Genomic DNA, 16,943 nt, shown 5'->3' on the forward strand with positions numbered 1-16,943 from the left:
ATATCCGGCGCCAGGCCAGCGTCTGGCGCCGGAATGCTGAGAACGTATGAAGATCCTGACCGGGCGCGTGCTGCAAAACGGCTTGATGGCGGTGTTTTTACTGGCGCTGCTGTTGGCCGCGATTCGGCTGTGGCCGCATCCGCCCCTGTGGCAGGGGCTGCCGCAGTCTTCCGTTTATTACGACAGGCACGGCGCGTTGCTGCGCATCACGCTGGCCAACGACGATCGCTACCGGCTGTGGACCCCGCTGGAGCAGGTGTCGCCGTTGGCGGTGCGTGGGCTGCTGCTGCACGAAGATCGCTGGTTCTACTACAACCCCGGCTTTAACCCCGTCAGCCTGATGCGCGGCTTCTGGCGCAGCTATGTCGCCGGCGGCAAAATGCAGGGCGGATCGACCATCAGCATGCAGCTGGCGCGGATGCGCTGGCATCTCAATACCCGCACGCCGGGCGGCAAGCTGTTGCAGGTGCTGCGCGCGGTGCAGCTGGAACTGAGCTACTCCAAGCGCGATATCCTGGAAGCCTATTTGAATTACGCGCCCTACGGTCGCAACATTGAAAGCATCGGCGCCGCCAGCCTGATCTACTTCGCCAAGTCGCCGAAGGCGTTGACCCTGCCGGAGGCGCTGACGCTGGCGGTGCTGCCGCAGTCGCCTAGCTACCGTCTGGAGCCAAAAACCGGCGTGCTCGGTGCCGCATTGACGCAGGCGCGCAACCGTCTGTTCCAGCGCTGGCAGCAGGTTTACCCGACCGACGCCAGCCAGCAAACGCTGTTCCGCCTGCCGCTGGCGCTGCGGCAGCCTGAGCAAGTACCCTATATTGCGCCGCACTTTATCGAACAGCTACGCCTGCAGACGCAGCAACTGGTGCAGCGCGACACTCGCGTCGACACTACGCTGGACGTCGGGTTGCAGCGGCTGGTCGAGCGGCAGGTTAACGCCTTTATCGCCCGCAACCGCAGCCGCGGCATTCAAAACGCCGCGGTGCTGCTGGTGGACAGCCGCGATATGGGGGTGCGCGCGCTGGTAGGATCGGCGGACTATTACAATCGGCCGATCCAGGGGCAGGTGAACGGCACCAACGCCAAACGTTCGCCGGGATCGACGCTGAAGCCGTTCATCTACGCGCTGGGCGTGGAGCAAGGCGTGTTGCATCCGATGACTATCCTGAAAGACGTGCCTTCGTCGTTCGGCGCCTATGCGCCGGAAAACTTCGACCGGCGCTTTCTCGGCCCGGTGACCGCCACCGATGCGCTGAACTTCAGCCGTAACATCCCGGCGGTATATGTCGCCTCGCAGCTGCGCCAGCCGACTTTTTATCAGTTCTTACGCCTGAGCGGCGTCGCCAATATGGCCAATGAGAGCCACTACGGGCTGTCGCTGGTATTGGGCGGCGGTGAGGTGACGGCGCAGGAATTGGCGAAGCTGTATGCGCTGCTGGCGAACCGCGGCGAGCTGCGGCCGCTTCGCATGCGATTGAACGAGGCCGAATCGACGCCGGTGCGGCTGCTGAGTGAGGAGGCCAGTTTCATCACGCTGGATATGCTGCGCCAGCACCGGCGGCCGGGCGATACGCTGGCACAGCGTTCTTCTTCGCTGCCGGTGTATTGGAAGACCGGGACTTCATGGGGCTTTCGCGACGCCTGGAGCGTCGGAATCTTCGGCCCTTACGTGCTGGTGGTGTGGGAAGGCAACTTCGACGGGCGCGGCAACAATGCGTTGGTCGGCGCCGAGGCGGCCGCGCCGCTGTTTTTCAATATCATCGACAGCGTCAACGCCAGCTACCCTGGCCTGCGGGAACCGAAACATCCGTTCCCCCAACGGCTGCGGCGGGTGGAGATTTGTCTCGCCAGCGGCGATCTGCCGACGCCGTGGTGCCAGCAAAAGGGCAAGACCTGGTTCATTCCCGGCAAGTCGCCGATCAAGGTGGACAGCGTCTATCGGCCTGTGGTGCTGGATATTCACAGCGGCGAGGTCGTTTGCCCGCCGTATGACGCGGCGCAGACTCGTACCGAAATCTTTGAATTCTGGCCTTCCGATTTGGCCAACGTGTTCGCCCAGGCCGGGCTGCCGAAACGGACGCCGCCGGTTAACCACTGCAAGGATAACGGCATCGCCGTCGGCGGCAACGCACCGCGCATCACTTCGCCGCTGAAAAATACCACCTATACCCTGCGCCAGTCGCAGCAGGGGCGGGACAAAATCGCCTTCAATGCGGTGACGGATGCCGACAGCAAGACGGTGTACTGGTTTGTCGACGATATCTATCTCGGTAGCAGCGCCAGCAAAAAGCCGATCGACTGGCGGCCGATCAACAACGGGCGTTATCGCATTCGGGCGGTGGACGATCGCGGCCGCGCCGATACGCGCCTGGTGACCATCGAATGGGTAAACTAGCGCTGAGCCGCACGCCTGTTATACTCGCGCCCGAAACGGCTATTGACCTGGGAAAGCGATGTGATTGAGATTTTGTATCAGGATGAACACCTGGTGGCGGTGAACAAACCGTCGGGCTGGTTGGTACACCGCAGTTGGCTGGATCGTCATGAAACACGTTTTATGATGCAAACGGTGCGCGATCAGCTCGGGCAGCACGTCTTTACCGTGCACCGTCTCGATCGCCCGACCTCCGGCGTGCTGCTGATGGCGCTTTCCAGCGAGGTGGCGCGCCTGCTGTCGCAGCAGTTCGAGCAGCATCAGGTGCAGAAAACCTACCATGCGGTGGTGCGCGGTTACGTGCAGGAGGGGGCGACCCTCGACTACCCGCTGACGGCGGAGCTGGACAAAATCGCCGATAAACATGCCGATGCCGACAAGGGGCCGCAGCCGGCCGTCACGCACTACCGGCCGTTGGCGCAGGTAGAGATGCCGGTGGCCGTCGGCCGCTACGACAGCGCGCGTTACAGTCTGGTGGAACTGCAGCCGGAAACCGGCCGCAAGCACCAATTGCGGCGCCACATGGCGCATCTTCGCCATCCGATCATCGGTGACAGCAAGCACGGCGATCTGCGGCAGAACCGTGGGATGGCGCAGCATTTCGGCTGCCCGCGCCTGATGCTGCACGCCAGCCATCTGCAGCTGACGCACCCGGTGAGCGGCGAGCCGCTACAGGTGACGGCGCGCTGGGACGAAGACTGGCAAGGGGTGATGGCGCAGTTCGGCTGGGCGGGGGTATTCCCTGAACTTGCCGGGGTTGAGTTTAGCGCGGCTAACGGTCAGGATAGCTGACAATTTTTAAAGGTAATGAAGGGAGTAGGAGCCATGGCTCAGGTTGGTATCTTCGTGGGAACGGTCTACGGCAATTCGCTGCTGGTGGCGGAAGAGGCGCAAAACATCCTCAGCGAGCAGGGCCATGAGGTCAAACTGTTCGAAGAGGGCACGCTGGAGGCCTGGCAGTTTTATCGTCAGCACTACGCGCTGGTGATCACCTCCACTACCGGGCAGGGCGATCTGCCGGACAGCATCGCGCCGCTGTTCCACGCTATCCGCGATCAGGTTGGCTATCAGCCGGAGCTGCGCTATGGGCTGATCGCCCTCGGCGACAGCAGCTATGACCACTTCTGCGGCGCCGGGCGCACGTTCGATGCGCTGCTGCAGGAACAGGGCGCCACCCGCGTTGGCGAAGTGCTGGAAATCGATGCGATGGAACAGCCGGAGCCGGAAGTGGCCGCCTGCCCGTGGGTCGAGCAGTGGGGCACGCTGCTGCAGTCATAACGTAAAAAGGCGCCGTAACAGGGCGCCTTAACGATGATGCGGATCAGCCGATCCGCATTATTTGCCGCGGGTGAGTTTTTCCAGATCGGCTTCGATCTCGGCAATCTTGTGCGACACCACGCCCTCGAGATGGCGCAGGTCGTCGAGGATTTTACGCTTCAGATCCACTTCCACCTGATCGCGCTGGCACAGCTGATCCAGTTCGTCGATCACGTAACGCAGGTTCGGGTTGATCTCGTGAATTTCCTTGTAGCCCTGGCCGGCGTTGTCCGCCACCACGGTTTTACGCTGGCGCGGATACTTGAACTTCACGCTCTTGGCGAAGAACTCGCCCTTGTCCTTGCGGAAATAGATCTTGAGGATGTCGTTGTTGGCCTCTTGACGCAGGCTATAGCGATCGACGTCTTCCGGTTGATTGATGCCCAAACTCTTCAAGTTATCGTACATACTGCGCCCTCTTTAGATGTGATCGTTATATTCCACGACTGCGATTATGGCGGAAAGCGAGATCTGCGACTGTGACTGCCAGCGAAACGCAGACAAAAAAATAGCGGGTGAATCACCCGCTATTTCAATTTAGTCGATAGTACGCAATAACTCATTAATGCCGACTTTACCGCGCGTTTTGGCGTCGACTTTCTTGACGATCACCGCGCAGTACAGGCTGTAAGAACCGTCTTTCGACGGCAGGTTACCGGAAACCACCACCGAACCCGCCGGCACGCGGCCGTAATGGATTTCGCCGGTCTCGCGGTCATAGATGCGGGTGCTCTGGCCGAGGTAGACGCCCATCGAAATCACCGAGCCTTCTTCCACGATCACGCCTTCCACCACTTCGGAGCGCGCGCCGATGAAGCAGTTGTCTTCGATGATGGTCGGGTTGGCCTGCAGCGGCTCCAGCACGCCGCCGATGCCGACGCCGCCGGACAGGTGAACGTTCTTGCCGATCTGAGCGCAAGAACCGACGGTGGCCCAGGTATCGACCATGGTGCCTTCGTCGACGTAGGCGCCGATGTTAACGTAAGACGGCATCAGCACGGTGTTGCGCGCGATGAACGCGCCCTGGCGCACGGTGGCCGGCGGCACAACGCGGAAACCTTCCTTCTGGAAGCGCGCTTCGTCGTAGTCGGCGAACTTCATCGGCACCTTGTCGTAGTAGCGGGTTTCCGCGCCGTCCATCACTTTGTTGTCGTTGATGCGGAAAGAGAGCAGCACGGCTTTCTTCAGCCACTGATGGGTGACCCATTGACCGTCGATCTTCTCGGCAACGCGCAGGGCGCCGCTGTCCAACAGGCCGATCACTTGGTTTACCGCTTCGCGCGTTACGGTGTCTACGTTCACCGGGGTGATGTCCGCACGGCGTTCGAAGGCGCTTTCAATAACGTTCTGTAATTGCTGCATGCTGTTCTCTTTCCTGATGTTGTCGGTAAAAAGTTACTTGTATCACATTTTATCGTTCGGGGTGAGGGCCTCTGTCAACCGTTGCTCCAACTTTCTGCGCGTTTCTTGGTCGAGCGCGCGCCGCTCGCCGTCAGCCAGGATAAACAAATCCTCGACCCGCTCGCCGATGGTGGAAATGCGCGCGCCGTGCAGCGACAGCCCCAGGTCGGCGAACACTTCGCCCACCCGCGCCAGCAGGCCGGGTTGGTCGAGCGCCGTCAGCTCCAGGTAGCTGCGGCGATCGGTGTGGGTCGGCAGGAAGGTGACCTCGGTCGGCACGCTGAAGTGGCGCAGCTTGGAAGAGGGGCGGCGCACACGCGGCGGCTGATACTCTCGTTGGGTGATGGCCTGTAGCAGCGCCTGACGGATCGCCGCGTGGCGATCCTGCGCCAGCGGGCTGCCGTCCGGTTCCAGCACGATAAAGGTGTCCATCGCCATACCGTCGCGGTTGGTGAAGATCTGTGCGTCGTGCACGCTGAGGTTGCGGCGATCCATCTCCCCGGCGACGGCGGCGAACAGATAAGGACGATCCGGGCTCCAGATGAAGATCTCGGTGCCGCCGCGCGTCGCCTGGCGGCTGACCAGCACCAGCGGCTGGGTGGAATCGTGGGCAAGCAGATGGCGGGCGTGCCAGGCCAGCTGATTCGGCGAGTGGCGCAGGAAATAGTCGGCGCGGCAGCGGCTCCAGATGCGGTGCAGCGCCTCTTCGTCGATGTTGTCCATGCGCAGCAGCGCCAGCGCCTGCAGCCGATGGTGGCGCACGCGTTCGCGCAGATCCGGGCTGTTTTGCATGCCGCGGCGCAGCTGTTTCTCGGTGGCGAAATACAGCTCGCGCAACAGGCTCTGCTTCCAGCTGTTCCACAGGGTTTCGTTGGTGGCGCAGATATCCGCCACCGTCAGGCATACCAGGTAGCGCAGGCGAGTTTCGCTCTGCACTTCGCTGCTGAACTGCTGGATCACCGTCGGATCCTGGATATCGCGGCGCTGCGCGGTGACCGACATCAGCAGGTGGCAGCGCACCAGCCAGGCCACCAGTTGGGTTTCTCGCGAGTTGAGACCGTGCAGCTCGGCGAACTCGACCACGTCCTCCGCGCCGAGGATCGAGTGATCGCCGCCGCGCCCTTTGGCGATATCGTGGAACAAGGCCGCCAGCAGCAGCAGTTCCGGGTGCGGCAGGCGCGGATACAGCTCCACGCACAGCGGATGGCGCGGCCGGGTTTGCGCATCGGCGAAGCTCTCTAGCTTCTGCAGCACCCGGATAGTGTGCTCGTCGACGGTATAGGCGTGGAACAGATCGAACTGCATCTGCCCGACGATCTTGCCCCACTGCGGCATATAAGCCCATAGCACACTGTGACGGTGCATCGGCACCAGCGCGCGCGACACCGCGCCGGGGTGGCGCAGGATGGCCATAAACAGATCGCGCGCTTCCGGGATGGTGCACAGCGGCTGTTTCAGGTGACGGCGCGCGTGGCGCAGCTGGCGCACGGTGGTGGAGTAAATGCCTTTGATCTCGCGGTTGCGCACCATCAGGTAGAACATGCGCATGATGGCTTGCGGCTCGCGGATGAACAGCGTTTCGTCACGCAGATCGATCAGATCGCCGCGCAGCTGGAAATCGTCGTTCAGCGGACGCGGTTTCTCGGTGGCGTCCAGCGCCAGGATGGCCTCGTCGAACAGCTGCAGCAGCATGTGGTTCAGCTCGCTGACGCGCCGCGTCATGCGGTAGAAGTCTTTCATCATGCGTTCGACCGGCTCGTTGCCTTCACCTTCATAGCGCAGCAGCTGCGCCACGTTGAGCTGACGATCGAACAGCAGACGGTTGTCGTAACGCGGCAGCACCAGATGCAGCGCAAAGCGGATGCGCCACAGGAAGCTCTGACATTCGTTCAGTTCGTTGCGCTCGGCCTGGGTGAGGAAACCGAAACCGACCATTTCGTCCAGCGAGGTGGCACCGAAGTGGCGGCGCGCCACCCACAGCAGCGTGTGGATGTCGCGCAGGCCGCCAGGGCTGCTTTTGATATCCGGTTCCAGGTTATAGCTGGTGCCATGGTAGCGCTGGTGGCGTTCCTGCTGCTCGTTGATCTTGGCGTGGAAAAACTGCGGCGAAGGCCAAAAGCCGTCGCTGAAGATGTGCTTTTGCATCTGCAGGAACAGCGCGACGTCGCCGCAGATCATGCGCGATTCGATCAGGTTGGTGGCCACGGTCAGATCCGCCAGGCCTTCCAGCAGGCACTCTTCCAGGGTGCGCACGCTGTGGCCCACCTCCAGCTTGAGATCCCACAGCAGGGTGATGAATTCGCCGACTCGCTGCGACTGCTGTTCCGTCAGCCGGCGTTGGCTGAGCACCAATACGTCGATGTCCGACAGCGGATGCAGCTCGCCGCGGCCATAGCCGCCGACCGCCACCAGCGCGGTTTCCGGGATATCCTCGAAACCGTAGAAGGTCCACAGCCGGCGCAGCAGGCGATCGATGAAGTCGCTGCGCGCCGCCACCAGGCTTTCGGCGCTGGAGCCGGCGTCGAACGCCGCCGCCAGCCACAGCTGGAACTGTTCCAGCCGCTGTTTCAGTTCTGGACAGGTGAGCTCGTCGTCGCCGTAAGCGCTGGGAGAGACGGGCGGCATCGGCACGGCCGGGGCCGCCTGTTGAAGAAGATTGTCAGACATAGTGCGCAGCCCATAAAAAAGGCCGGCATAAGCCGGCCTGGTGATATTCTGCACGCGGCGTTCGCCGCGGTGCTTACATCTCGTGCGTAATGATGTTGGGGATGGTGTCATCCTTGCGCAACGTCATTATCTCGCAGCCGTTATCAGTGACCACAATAGTATGCTCATACTGCGCCGACAAGCTGCGATCTTTGGTTTTTACCGTCCAGCCGTCTTTCATGGTGCGGATGCGGTAGTCGCCGGCGTTGACCATCGGTTCGATGGTGAAAGCCATGCCTGCCTGCAGCACTACACCACCGTCGTCCGCGTCATAGTGCAGCACCTGCGGCTCTTCGTGGAACACTTCGCCGATGCCGTGGCCGCAGTACTCGCGCACCACGGAGAACTTCTCGGCTTCGACGAATTGCTGAATAGCCTTGCCCAGGGTGCGCAGACGGATGCCCGGTTTGACCATCTTCAGCGCCAGATACAGGCTTTCCTGAGTGACGCGGCACAGGCGCTCGCCCAGAATGGTCGGTTTGCCGACGATGAACATCTTAGAGGTGTCGCCATGGAAACCGTCTTTAATCACGGTCACGTCGATATTGACGATGTCGCCGTCTTTCAGCGTTTTGTCGTCGCTCGGGATGCCGTGGCACACCACTTCGTTCACCGATATACACACGGATTTCGGGAAGCCGTGATAGCCGAGGCAGGCGGAAATGGCCTGCTGCTCGTTGGTGATGTACTCGTGACAGATACGGTCCAGCTCGCCGGTGGTCACGCCAGGTTTGACGTGCGGCTCGATGATCTCCAGCACTTCGGCGGCCAGGCGGCCGGCCACGCGCATTTTTTGGATGTCATCAGGTGTTTTAATTGAGATTGCCATGAAATTTGTCCGCAGGTGTCGTTATCGTCGACAATAAGAAGCAGTGACTTATGGTATCAGCCCGGCCGGAGGCTGCCAAATTTCATTTCCCGACGCCCGGCGAAAAGCAACAAAAGTTGGTGTCGGCAGCGGGTTTATGGTATAAAGCGCGCCGGCGATCCGCGACTTGGTTCTTGTGACCTGGCAGGAATTGGCCGAAAATACTTTAACTGCACTCATTTTGTGTAAATAACACACACGTATCGGCACATCCGCCGGGGTGCCCTGAGGTGACTTGTCGCCGCCAGGGTCGGCGTTATGGGATACGTGGAGGCATAACCCCAATTAATCTATAGAGGTTTAATCATGGCAACTGTTTCCATGCGCGACATGCTCAAGGCTGGTGTTCACTTTGGTCACCAGACCCGTTACTGGAACCCGAAAATGAAGCCTTTCATCTTCGGCGCTCGTAACAAGGTTCACATCATCAACCTGGAGCAGACCGTACCAATGTTCAACGCCGCTCTGGCTGAACTGAGCAAGATCTCTTCCCGTAAAGGCAAGATCCTGTTCGTTGGTACCAAACGCGCAGCAAGCGAAGCGGTAAAAGACGCTGCGAACAGCTGTGATCAGTTCTTCGTGAACCACCGCTGGTTGGGTGGCATGCTGACTAACTGGAAAACCGTTCGTCAGTCCATCAAGCGTTTGAAAGATCTGGAAATCCAGTCTCAAGACGGCACCCTGGACAAGCTGACCAAGAAAGAAGCGCTGATGCGCACTCGTGAACTGGCCAAGCTGGAAAACTCCCTGGGCGGTATCAAGGATATGGGCGGTCTGCCAGACGCACTGTTCGTTATCGATGCCGATCACGAGCACATCGCGATCAAAGAAGCCAACAACCTGGGTATCCCGGTATTCTCTATCGTTGATACCAACTCCAACCCAGACGGCGTTGACTTCATCATCCCTGGTAACGACGACGCAATCCGTGCAGTAAACCTGTACCTGACTGCTGTTGCTGCCGCTGTGCGTGAAGGTCGTTCTCAAGATCTGGCCGTTCAGGCGGAAGAAGGCTTCGTAGAAGCTGAATAATAAGGCAAGCTCGTCACTGAGCCCTTATTAACCAGGTATTGACATATGTTGGTTAGGGGGGCCTGTAAAGGCCCCCTTTGCTTATCTGAATGAGAACTGTCTCCACGCGAGATAACCGAGGAAAAATAAATGGCTGATATTACCGCTGCCCTGGTAAAAGAACTGCGCGAGCGTACCGGCGCTGGCATGATGGATTGCAAGAAGGCGCTGGTTGAATCCAACGGCGACATCGAACTGGCAATCGAAAACATGCGTAAGTCCGGTGCGATCAAAGCCGCTAAAAAAGCAGGCAACGTAGCTGCTGACGGCGTGATCAAAACCAAGATCGAAGGCAACTACGGCATCATTCTGGAAGTTAACTGCCAGACTGACTTCGTCGCGAAAGACGCCGGTTTCCAGGCGTTCGCCGACAAAGTGCTGGATGCCGCTATGGCCGGCAAAATCACTGACGTTGACGTGCTGAAAGCACAGTTCGAAGAAGAGCGCGTAGCGCTGGTGGCAAAAATCGGTGAAAACATCAACATTCGCCGCGTTGCTTCCCTGGAAGGCGACGTGCTGGGCAGCTACCTGCACGGCGCGCGTATCGGCGTTCTGGTTGCGGCTAAAGGCGCTGACGACGAGCTGGTCAAGCAAATCGCAATGCACATTGCGGCGAGCAAGCCAGAGTTCGTGAAGCCAGAAGACGTGTCTGCTGAAGTGGTAGAAAAAGAGTACCAGGTTCAGCTGGACATCGCCATGCAGTCCGGCAAGCCGAAAGAAATCGCAGAGAAAATGGTTGAAGGCCGCATGAAGAAATTCACCGGTGAAGTTTCTCTGACCGGTCAGCCTTTCGTTATGGATCCGAGCAAATCTGTTGCTCAGGTGCTGAAAGAGCACAACGCTGACGTGACCAACTTCATTCGCTTCGAAGTGGGCGAAGGCATCGAGAAAGTCGAAACCGACTTCGCTGCTGAAGTTGCCGCGATGAGCAAACAGTCTTAATGACTGTCGATGGAACCGCCGTCTGGCGGTTCCATACTATCCAGCCAGAATTACACCGGTGGCAGGCCCTGCAGCGTGATACTCACCTCAGGCGCGTTTCATCGGCTGAAATCCCCAATACTAATACTGCTTCTTAGGACAGAACACCATGGCAACCAATGCAAAACCCGTATATCAGCGTATTCTGCTTAAACTGAGTGGCGAAGCCCTGCAAGGTGCAGAAGGTTTTGGTATCGACGCCAGCGTTTTGGATCGCATGGCTCAGGAAGTGAAAGAGCTGGTCGAACTGGGAATTCAGGTCGGTGTAGTTATTGGCGGCGGGAACTTGTTCCGCGGCGCGGGCCTGGCGCAAGCCGGCATGAACCGCGTAGTGGGCGACCACATGGGAATGCTGGCTACCGTGATGAACGGCCTGGCTATGCGTGATGCACTGCACCGTGCCTATGTGAACGCCCGCCTGATGTCGGCGATCCCGCTGAACGGCGTGTGTGATAATTACAGCTGGGCAGAGGCGATCAGCCTGCTGCGCAACAACCGCGTGGTGATCTTCTCCGCCGGTACCGGCAACCCGTTCTTCACCACCGATTCCGCCGCTTGCCTGCGCGGTATCGAGATCGAAGCGGACGTGGTGCTGAAAGCCACCAAAGTGGATGGCGTATACTCCGCCGATCCGGTGAAAAACCCGGATGCGACGCTGTATGAACAATTAACCTATCAGGACGTGCTGGAGCGCGAGCTGAAAGTGATGGATCTGGCGGCGTTTACGCTGGCCCGCGATCACGGTCTGCCGATCCGCGTGTTCAACATGAACAAGCCTGGCGCACTGCGCCGCGTGGTGATGGGTGAGAACGAAGGTACGCTGATCAGCAAGTAAGGCTGTTCGCCCCCCTTTTTCGGAGCGCGTGACGCCAGGCGCCGCGCGCTCTTCGAGTACGATTACGGGCTATACTTGAGTATCGCCTGCCAAGTAACCAGCTTCCAAGGGTTTGCAACGTGACTAATGAAATCAGAAAAGATGCTGATTCACGCATGGAAAAAAGCGTAGAAGCATTCAAAAACCAAATCAGCAAGATCCGCACCGGCCGCGCTTCTCCAAGCATTCTGGACGGCATCATGGTGGAATACTACGGCGCCGCTACGCCGCTGCGTCAGCTGGCCAACGTAACCGTAGAAGACTCCCGCACGCTGAAAATCAACGTGTTCGACCGCAGCCTGAGCCAGGCCGTTGAGAAAGCGATCATGAGCTCCGATCTGGGCCTCAACCCGTCTTCCGCCGGTTCTGACATTCGCGTTCCGCTGCCTCCGCTGACCGAAGAGCGTCGTAAGGATCTGATCAAGATCGTGCGCGGCGAAGCCGAGCAGGGCCGCGTAGCGGTGCGTAACGTGCGTCGTGACGCCAACGACAAGGTCAAGGCGCTGCTGAAAGACAAAGAGATCAGCGAAGACGAAGAACGTCGCTCACAAGACGAGATTCAGAAAATGACTGACGCTTACATCAAGCTGGTCGACGCCGCGCTGGCGGAGAAAGAAAAAGAGCTGATGGATTTCTAATCAGCATCGCGCAGAAAGAAAGCGTCGCCTGGGCGGCGCTTTGTTTTTTGTGGCGCAGATCCCGTTTCATCGTACTGAAAGATCATGGACAAGCGGTGTCCAAGGTTCCACACTGGAACACCTCCGATCTCATCAGACAGTTATTCAGAGTGAACTCATGAAGCAACTGACCATTCTTGGCTCGACCGGCTCGGTAGGGACCAGTACCCTGGCCGTGGTCAGGGCGAATCCCGACCGTTTTGCGATCAAAGCGCTGGTGGCCGGCCGTAACGTCGCGCTCATGGCGCAGCAATGCATGGAATTCCGGCCCGCCTTCGCCGCGATGGCGGATGAAAACGCCGCGCGCGAGCTGCGCGCTGTCCTGGCGGAAAACGGTGTCGCTACCGAAGTCTTGGCCGGAGAACAAGCGGCCTGCGAGCTGGCAGCGTTGGATGACGTCGATCAAGTGACGGCGGCCATCGTCGGCGCTGCGGGGCTATTGCCGACGCTGGCGGCGATCCGCGCCGGCAAACAGGTACTGCTGGCCAACAAAGAATCGCTGGTCACCTGCGGCCGTCTGTTTATGGACGCGGTGCGGCAAAGCCAGGCGCAACTGCTGCCGCTCGACAGCGAGCACAACGCAATTTTTCAGAGTTTGCCTGAGAACATTCAGCGTCAGTTGGGATACTCTTCACTGGACAGTCATGGTGTTTCGCGCATCGTGCTTACCGGTTCCGGCGGCCCGTTCCGCACCACGCCGTTGGAACAGTTCGCCGCGATGACGCCGGATCAAGCCTGCGCCCACCCGAACTGGTCGATGGGCCGCAAGATCTCGGTGGATTCCGCCACCATGATGAACAAAGGTCTGGAATACATTGAGGCCCGCTGGCTGTTTAACGCCTCGGCCGAGCAAATGGAAGTGATCCTGCACCCGCAGTCGGTGATTCACTCGATGGTGCGCTATGCCGACGGCAGTGTGCTGGCGCAGTTGGGGACGCCGGATATGCGCACGCCGATCGCCCACGCGATGGCGTATCCGCAGCGCGTGAACTCCGGCGTGGAAGCGCTGGACTTCTGCCGCATCGGTTCGCTGACCTTCGCCGAACCGGAACGCGAACGTTATCCTTGCCTGTACTTGGCGATCGAGGCGTTCGAGGCCGGTCAGGCGGCGACCACCGCACTGAACGCGGCCAACGAAATCGCCGTGGCGGCATTTTTGCAGCAGCAGATCCGCTTTACCGACATTGCCGCGGTCAACCGCCAGGTGGTGGAACGTCTCGCGCTGCAGGAACCGACCTGCATCGACGCGGTCTTAGACATTGACCGTCAGGCGCGCGCCGCTGCCGAGGAGCGCGTTCGCGCGTTGTGCGGCTGATCACGGCGATTATCCGATTTTGCTCGTAATTCGCGCGTGCCGCAGCGGGGCCGTTTGTTCATGCCCCGCTGAGGTGGTATAGTCTGCGCCACCTGTCAGCGGTTATACCGTTGAATTATGGCCCGATTGGCGCTCTGTGCGCCAATGGCGGCCCGGCTGTGCCGGGTATCGCGAGGGCAGGCTGAAAGCCGTGTCGGGCACACGGCTTTTTTTGCGCGTAAGGGCCTGATGTTCCGGAAAGGCAGTTATATTTCTACTGAGGAAATAAGTACGAGTTATGTCGTCCGCAAACCAACAAGAGGCTAATCCATCTTCCCAGGGGCCGCGCCATGTCGCCATTATCATGGACGGTAACGGACGCTGGGCCAAACGTCAGGGCAAGTTACGTGTCTTCGGTCATAAAGCAGGGGTGAAATCGGTTCGCCGCGCGGTCAGTTTTGCCGCCAGCCACCATTTAGATGCACTCACGCTTTATGCCTTCAGCAGCGAAAACTGGAACCGTCCGGTGCAGGAAGTCTCCGCCCTGATGGAGCTTTTTGTCCGCGCTCTGGATAGTGAAGTAAAAAGCCTGCATAAACATAACGTCAGGCTGCGGGTGATCGGCGATATCAGCCGATTCAGCGCGCGTTTGCAGGAGCGGATCCGCCGCTCTGAAGCACTGACGGAAAATAACGATGGCCTGACGCTCAATATCGCTGCCAACTACGGTGGCCGTTGGGATATCATTCAGGGAGTAAGGGAACTGGCCGAACAGGTACGGGTAGGGGAGTTGCACCCGGATCAGATCAGCGAGGAATTATTGAGCGAGCGGGTTTGCATGAGCGACCTGGCGCCGGTGGATCTGGTTATCCGCACCGGTGGCGAGCATCGCATCAGTAACTTCCTGCTGTGGCAAATCGCCTATGCTGAACTTTACTTTACTGATGTGCTCTGGCCTGATTTCGATGAACTTGTCTTTGAAGGTGCGCTGAATGCATTTGCACAACGTGAGCGCCGCTTCGGGGGAACAACACCTATCGGCGCCGATGCGTCCTAGGGAGAACTTTTGCTGAAGTATCGCCTCATAACTGCTCTGATTTTAATCCCGATCGTTATCGCGGCGCTGTTCCTGTTGCCGCCGCTGGCCTTTGCTCTGGTAACGCTCGTCGTGTGCATGTTAGCAGCCTGGGAGTGGGGCCAATTGGCCGGTTTTACCTCCCGTTCGCAGCGCATCTGGTTGGCGATACTGTGCGGTTTTCTGCTGGCGTTGATGATGCTCAGCGTCCCCGCTTACCATCAATCCGTGCCGCAGATAAGCGGCTCGCTGTGGCTGTCGCTGGCCTGGTGGCTGGCGGCGTTGCTGCTGGTGTTGTTCTATCCCGGCTCGGCCTCTATCTGGCGCAATTCGCGTCCGCTGCGCCTGCTGTTCGGCTTGCTGACCATCGTGCCGTTCTTTTGGGGCATGCTGGCGCTGCGCCAGTTCGGCTACGAGCAAAATCCGTTTACCGGCGCCTGGTGGCTGCTGTACGTGATGCTGCTGGTGTGGGGCGCGGATTCCGGCGCCTACATGTTCGGCAAGCTGTTCGGCAAGCATAAACTGGCGCCGAAGGTCTCGCCGGGTAAAACCTGGGAAGGGTTGATCGGCGGGCTGCTGACGTCGGCGGTCATTTCCTGGCTGTTCGGCCGCTACGCGCCACTGAACGTGGTGCCGACCACGCTGTTGGCCTGTTCGGTGCTCGCCGCGCTGGCTTCGGTGCTGGGCGATTTGACCGAAAGCATGTTCAAACGCGAAGCGGGCATCAAGGACAGCGGGCATTTGATTCCCGGTCACGGCGGCATACTGGATCGTATCGACAGCCTGACCGCGGCGGTGCCGGTGTTTGCCTGCCTGATGCTGTTGGTGTTTTAATCCGTCGATGACGGAAAGTGAGGGATGATGGTCAGCGTGCTTTGGAACCTGGTGGCGTTTCTGATTGCGCTCGGTATCTTGATTACCGTGCATGAGTTCGGACACTTTTGGGTTGCCCGTCGTTGCGGCGTACGCGTTGAACGCTTTTCCATCGGCTTCGGCCGGGCGCTGTGGCGCCGTACCGATCGCCAGGGCACCGAGTACGTCATCGCCTTGATCCCGCTTGGCGGTTACGTGAAGATGCTGGACGAGCGCGTGGAGTCGGTGGCGCCGGAAATGCGCCATCAGGCCTTTAACAACAAAACCGTCTGGCAGCGCGCGGCCATCATCAGCGCCGGCCCCATCGCCAACTTCCTGTTTGCTATCCTTGCCTATTGGCTGGTGTTCATCATCGGCGTGCCGAGTTTCCGCCCGGTGATCGGCGAAATCGCGCCGCAATCCATCGCCGCCAAGGCCGAAATTTCGTCTGGCATGGAACTAAAGTCGGTTGACGGCATCGAAACGCCTGATTGGGAATCAGTTCGTCTGGCGCTGGTGGCGAAGATTGGCGATGCGCAAACCGAAGTCGGCGTCGCGCCGTTCGGCTCTTCGCAGGTGGTGACCAAAACCCTGGATTTGCGCCAGTGGAACTTTGAACCGGACAAGCAGGATCCCGTTGTCGCGCTGGGCATTATGCCGCGCGGCCCGCAGATCGAATCCGTGTTGGCGGAAGTGCAGCCTAACTCGGCGGCGCAAAAGGCGGGTTTACAAGCGGGGGACAGGATCGTTAAAGTCGATGGTCAGCCGTTGGGTCGTTGGCAGACGCTGGTGAAGCGTATCCACGATGGCCCGGGGCAGCCGCTGGCTTTGGAGATTGAAAGAAACGGCGCCCCCTTGTCTTTGACGCTGATACCGGATACAAAGCCGGTGGGAAAAGACAAATCGGTGGGGTTTGCAGGCATCATTCCAAAGGTGCTGCCGCTGCCGGAAGAGTATAAGACGATTCGCCAGTATGGACCGTTCCCGGCGCTGTATCAGGCCGGCGACAAGACCTGGCAGCTGATGCGGCTGACGGTCAACATGCTGGGCAAATTAATAACCGGTGATGTAAAGCTGAACAACCTGAGTGGCCCGATCTCGATTGCACAGGGAGCTGGGGCGTCAGCCGGAGTCGGATTCGTGTATTATCTGATGTTCCTGGCGTTGATTAGCGTCAACCTGGGGATCATCAACCTGTTCCCATTACCGGTGTTAGATGGTGGGCATCTCCTCTTCCTGGCGATAGAAAAGCTGAAGGGTGGGCCGGTTTCCGAGCGAGTACAGGACTACAGCTACCGCATAGGTTCGATCGTGCTGGTGTTGTTGATGGGTCTTGCACTTTTCAATGATTTTTCCCGCCTCTAGGGGCGGGGATAGGTTAGGAAGAACGCAT

The 16,943-nt window shown here is 59.4% G+C and carries 15 protein-coding genes; 11 read left to right on the forward strand and 4 right to left on the reverse strand.

Annotated features, from left to right (window positions below):
• Positions 1–46 precede the first annotated feature (46 nt).
• Genes pbpC through QMZ29_RS04615 form a run of 3 tightly spaced genes read left to right on the forward strand, consistent with a single transcriptional unit; the run spans position 47 to position 3,712 of the window.
• The gene (pbpC, locus tag QMZ29_RS04605; RefSeq protein ID WP_261427009.1) at positions 47–2,395 is read left to right on the forward strand and encodes a penicillin-binding protein 1C; all 2,349 of its coding nucleotides are present in this window, start codon (positions 47–49) and stop codon (positions 2,393–2,395) included.
• A gap of 60 nt (positions 2,396–2,455) precedes the next feature.
• Positions 2,456–3,226 (forward strand): tRNA pseudouridine(65) synthase TruC, encoded by a 771-nt coding sequence (truC, locus tag QMZ29_RS04610; protein WP_025304040.1) that lies wholly within the window; start codon positions 2,456–2,458, stop codon positions 3,224–3,226.
• A gap of 33 nt (positions 3,227–3,259) precedes the next feature.
• Positions 3,260–3,712: a flavodoxin gene (locus QMZ29_RS04615; protein ID WP_033644870.1), complete on the forward strand. Its 453-nt coding sequence runs from the start codon at positions 3,260–3,262 to the stop codon at positions 3,710–3,712.
• Between the two features lie 57 nt (positions 3,713–3,769).
• Here the strand turns inward: QMZ29_RS04615 and QMZ29_RS04620 are convergent, their stop codons facing one another.
• The 4 genes from QMZ29_RS04620 to map all read right to left on the reverse strand — a co-directional run bounded on the left by QMZ29_RS04620 (position 3,770) and on the right by map (position 8,687).
• Complete coding sequence (locus tag QMZ29_RS04620; protein WP_004931929.1) at positions 3,770–4,159, reverse strand: DUF3461 family protein; 390 nt, start codon at positions 4,157–4,159, stop codon at positions 3,770–3,772.
• Positions 4,160–4,288: 129 nt separating this feature from the next.
• Positions 4,289–5,113: a 2,3,4,5-tetrahydropyridine-2,6-dicarboxylate N-succinyltransferase gene (dapD, locus tag QMZ29_RS04625; protein WP_025304039.1), complete on the reverse strand. Its 825-nt coding sequence runs from the start codon at positions 5,111–5,113 to the stop codon at positions 4,289–4,291.
• Positions 5,114–5,155: 42 nt separating this feature from the next.
• Positions 5,156–7,819, reverse strand: coding sequence for a bifunctional uridylyltransferase/uridylyl-removing protein GlnD (gene glnD, locus QMZ29_RS04630; protein WP_147823294.1), 2,664 nt, complete (start codon positions 7,817–7,819; stop codon positions 5,156–5,158).
• Positions 7,820–7,892: 73 nt separating this feature from the next.
• Positions 7,893–8,687: a type I methionyl aminopeptidase gene (gene map / locus QMZ29_RS04635; RefSeq protein ID WP_004931936.1), complete on the reverse strand. Its 795-nt coding sequence runs from the start codon at positions 8,685–8,687 to the stop codon at positions 7,893–7,895.
• A 345-nt stretch (positions 8,688–9,032) separates the two neighbouring features.
• Between map and rpsB the strand changes: the two genes are divergently transcribed.
• The 8 genes from rpsB (at position 9,033) to rseP (ending at position 16,915) form a co-directional block, all read left to right on the forward strand.
• A complete protein-coding gene (rpsB, locus tag QMZ29_RS04640) occupies positions 9,033–9,758 on the forward strand; it encodes a 30S ribosomal protein S2 (RefSeq protein ID WP_016929891.1) in 726 nt (241 codons plus the stop codon).
• A gap of 129 nt (positions 9,759–9,887) precedes the next feature.
• Entirely contained in the window at positions 9,888–10,739 is an 852-nt protein-coding gene (gene tsf, locus QMZ29_RS04645) for a translation elongation factor Ts (protein WP_025304037.1), read from the forward strand.
• Between the two features lie 148 nt (positions 10,740–10,887).
• Entirely contained in the window at positions 10,888–11,613 is a 726-nt protein-coding gene (pyrH, locus tag QMZ29_RS04650; protein WP_004931940.1) for a UMP kinase, read from the forward strand.
• Positions 11,614–11,732: 119 nt separating this feature from the next.
• A complete protein-coding gene (gene frr / locus QMZ29_RS04655; protein ID WP_004931943.1) occupies positions 11,733–12,290 on the forward strand; it encodes a ribosome recycling factor in 558 nt (185 codons plus the stop codon).
• Between the two features lie 157 nt (positions 12,291–12,447).
• A complete protein-coding gene (gene ispC, locus QMZ29_RS04660; RefSeq protein WP_060435085.1) occupies positions 12,448–13,644 on the forward strand; it encodes a 1-deoxy-D-xylulose-5-phosphate reductoisomerase in 1,197 nt (398 codons plus the stop codon).
• 277 nt (positions 13,645–13,921) lie between these two features.
• Positions 13,922–14,680 (forward strand): (2E,6E)-farnesyl-diphosphate-specific ditrans,polycis-undecaprenyl-diphosphate synthase, encoded by a 759-nt coding sequence (gene ispU / locus QMZ29_RS04665; protein WP_025304035.1) that lies wholly within the window; start codon positions 13,922–13,924, stop codon positions 14,678–14,680.
• A 9-nt stretch (positions 14,681–14,689) separates the two neighbouring features.
• Positions 14,690–15,532, forward strand: coding sequence for a phosphatidate cytidylyltransferase (gene cdsA / locus QMZ29_RS04670; protein WP_043139905.1), 843 nt, complete (start codon positions 14,690–14,692; stop codon positions 15,530–15,532).
• Positions 15,533–15,559: 27 nt separating this feature from the next.
• Complete coding sequence (gene rseP / locus QMZ29_RS04675; protein WP_025304033.1) at positions 15,560–16,915, forward strand: sigma E protease regulator RseP; 1,356 nt, start codon at positions 15,560–15,562, stop codon at positions 16,913–16,915.
• Positions 16,916–16,943: the final 28 nt, after the last annotated feature.

This window comes from Serratia sp. PF-27 (assembly GCF_030053255.1).
Taxonomy (GTDB): Bacteria; Pseudomonadota; Gammaproteobacteria; order Enterobacterales; family Enterobacteriaceae; genus Serratia; species Serratia bockelmannii.

What these genes read in the sequence shown, in the direction of transcription:
- pbpC (WP_261427009.1), top strand. Translation starts at nt 47, where the DNA reads ATGAAGATCCTGACCGGGCGCGTGCTGCAAAACGGCTTGATGGCGGTG.
- QMZ29_RS04615 (WP_033644870.1), top strand. Translation starts at nt 3,260, where the DNA reads ATGGCTCAGGTTGGTATCTTCGTGGGAACGGTCTACGGCAATTCGCTG.
- QMZ29_RS04620 (WP_004931929.1), bottom strand. Translation starts at nt 4,159, where the DNA reads ATGTACGATAACTTGAAGAGTTTGGGCATCAATCAACCGGAAGACGTC.
- dapD (WP_025304039.1), bottom strand. Translation starts at nt 5,113, where the DNA reads ATGCAGCAATTACAGAACGTTATTGAAAGCGCCTTCGAACGCCGTGCG.
- glnD (WP_147823294.1), bottom strand. Translation starts at nt 7,819, where the DNA reads ATGTCTGACAATCTTCTTCAACAGGCGGCCCCGGCCGTGCCGATGCCG.
- map (WP_004931936.1), bottom strand. Translation starts at nt 8,687, where the DNA reads ATGGCAATCTCAATTAAAACACCTGATGACATCCAAAAAATGCGCGTG.
- rpsB (WP_016929891.1), top strand. Translation starts at nt 9,033, where the DNA reads ATGGCAACTGTTTCCATGCGCGACATGCTCAAGGCTGGTGTTCACTTT.
- tsf (WP_025304037.1), top strand. Translation starts at nt 9,888, where the DNA reads ATGGCTGATATTACCGCTGCCCTGGTAAAAGAACTGCGCGAGCGTACC.
- pyrH (WP_004931940.1), top strand. Translation starts at nt 10,888, where the DNA reads ATGGCAACCAATGCAAAACCCGTATATCAGCGTATTCTGCTTAAACTG.
- ispC (WP_060435085.1), top strand. Translation starts at nt 12,448, where the DNA reads ATGAAGCAACTGACCATTCTTGGCTCGACCGGCTCGGTAGGGACCAGT.
- ispU (WP_025304035.1), top strand. Translation starts at nt 13,922, where the DNA reads ATGTCGTCCGCAAACCAACAAGAGGCTAATCCATCTTCCCAGGGGCCG.
- rseP (WP_025304033.1), top strand. Translation starts at nt 15,560, where the DNA reads ATGGTCAGCGTGCTTTGGAACCTGGTGGCGTTTCTGATTGCGCTCGGT.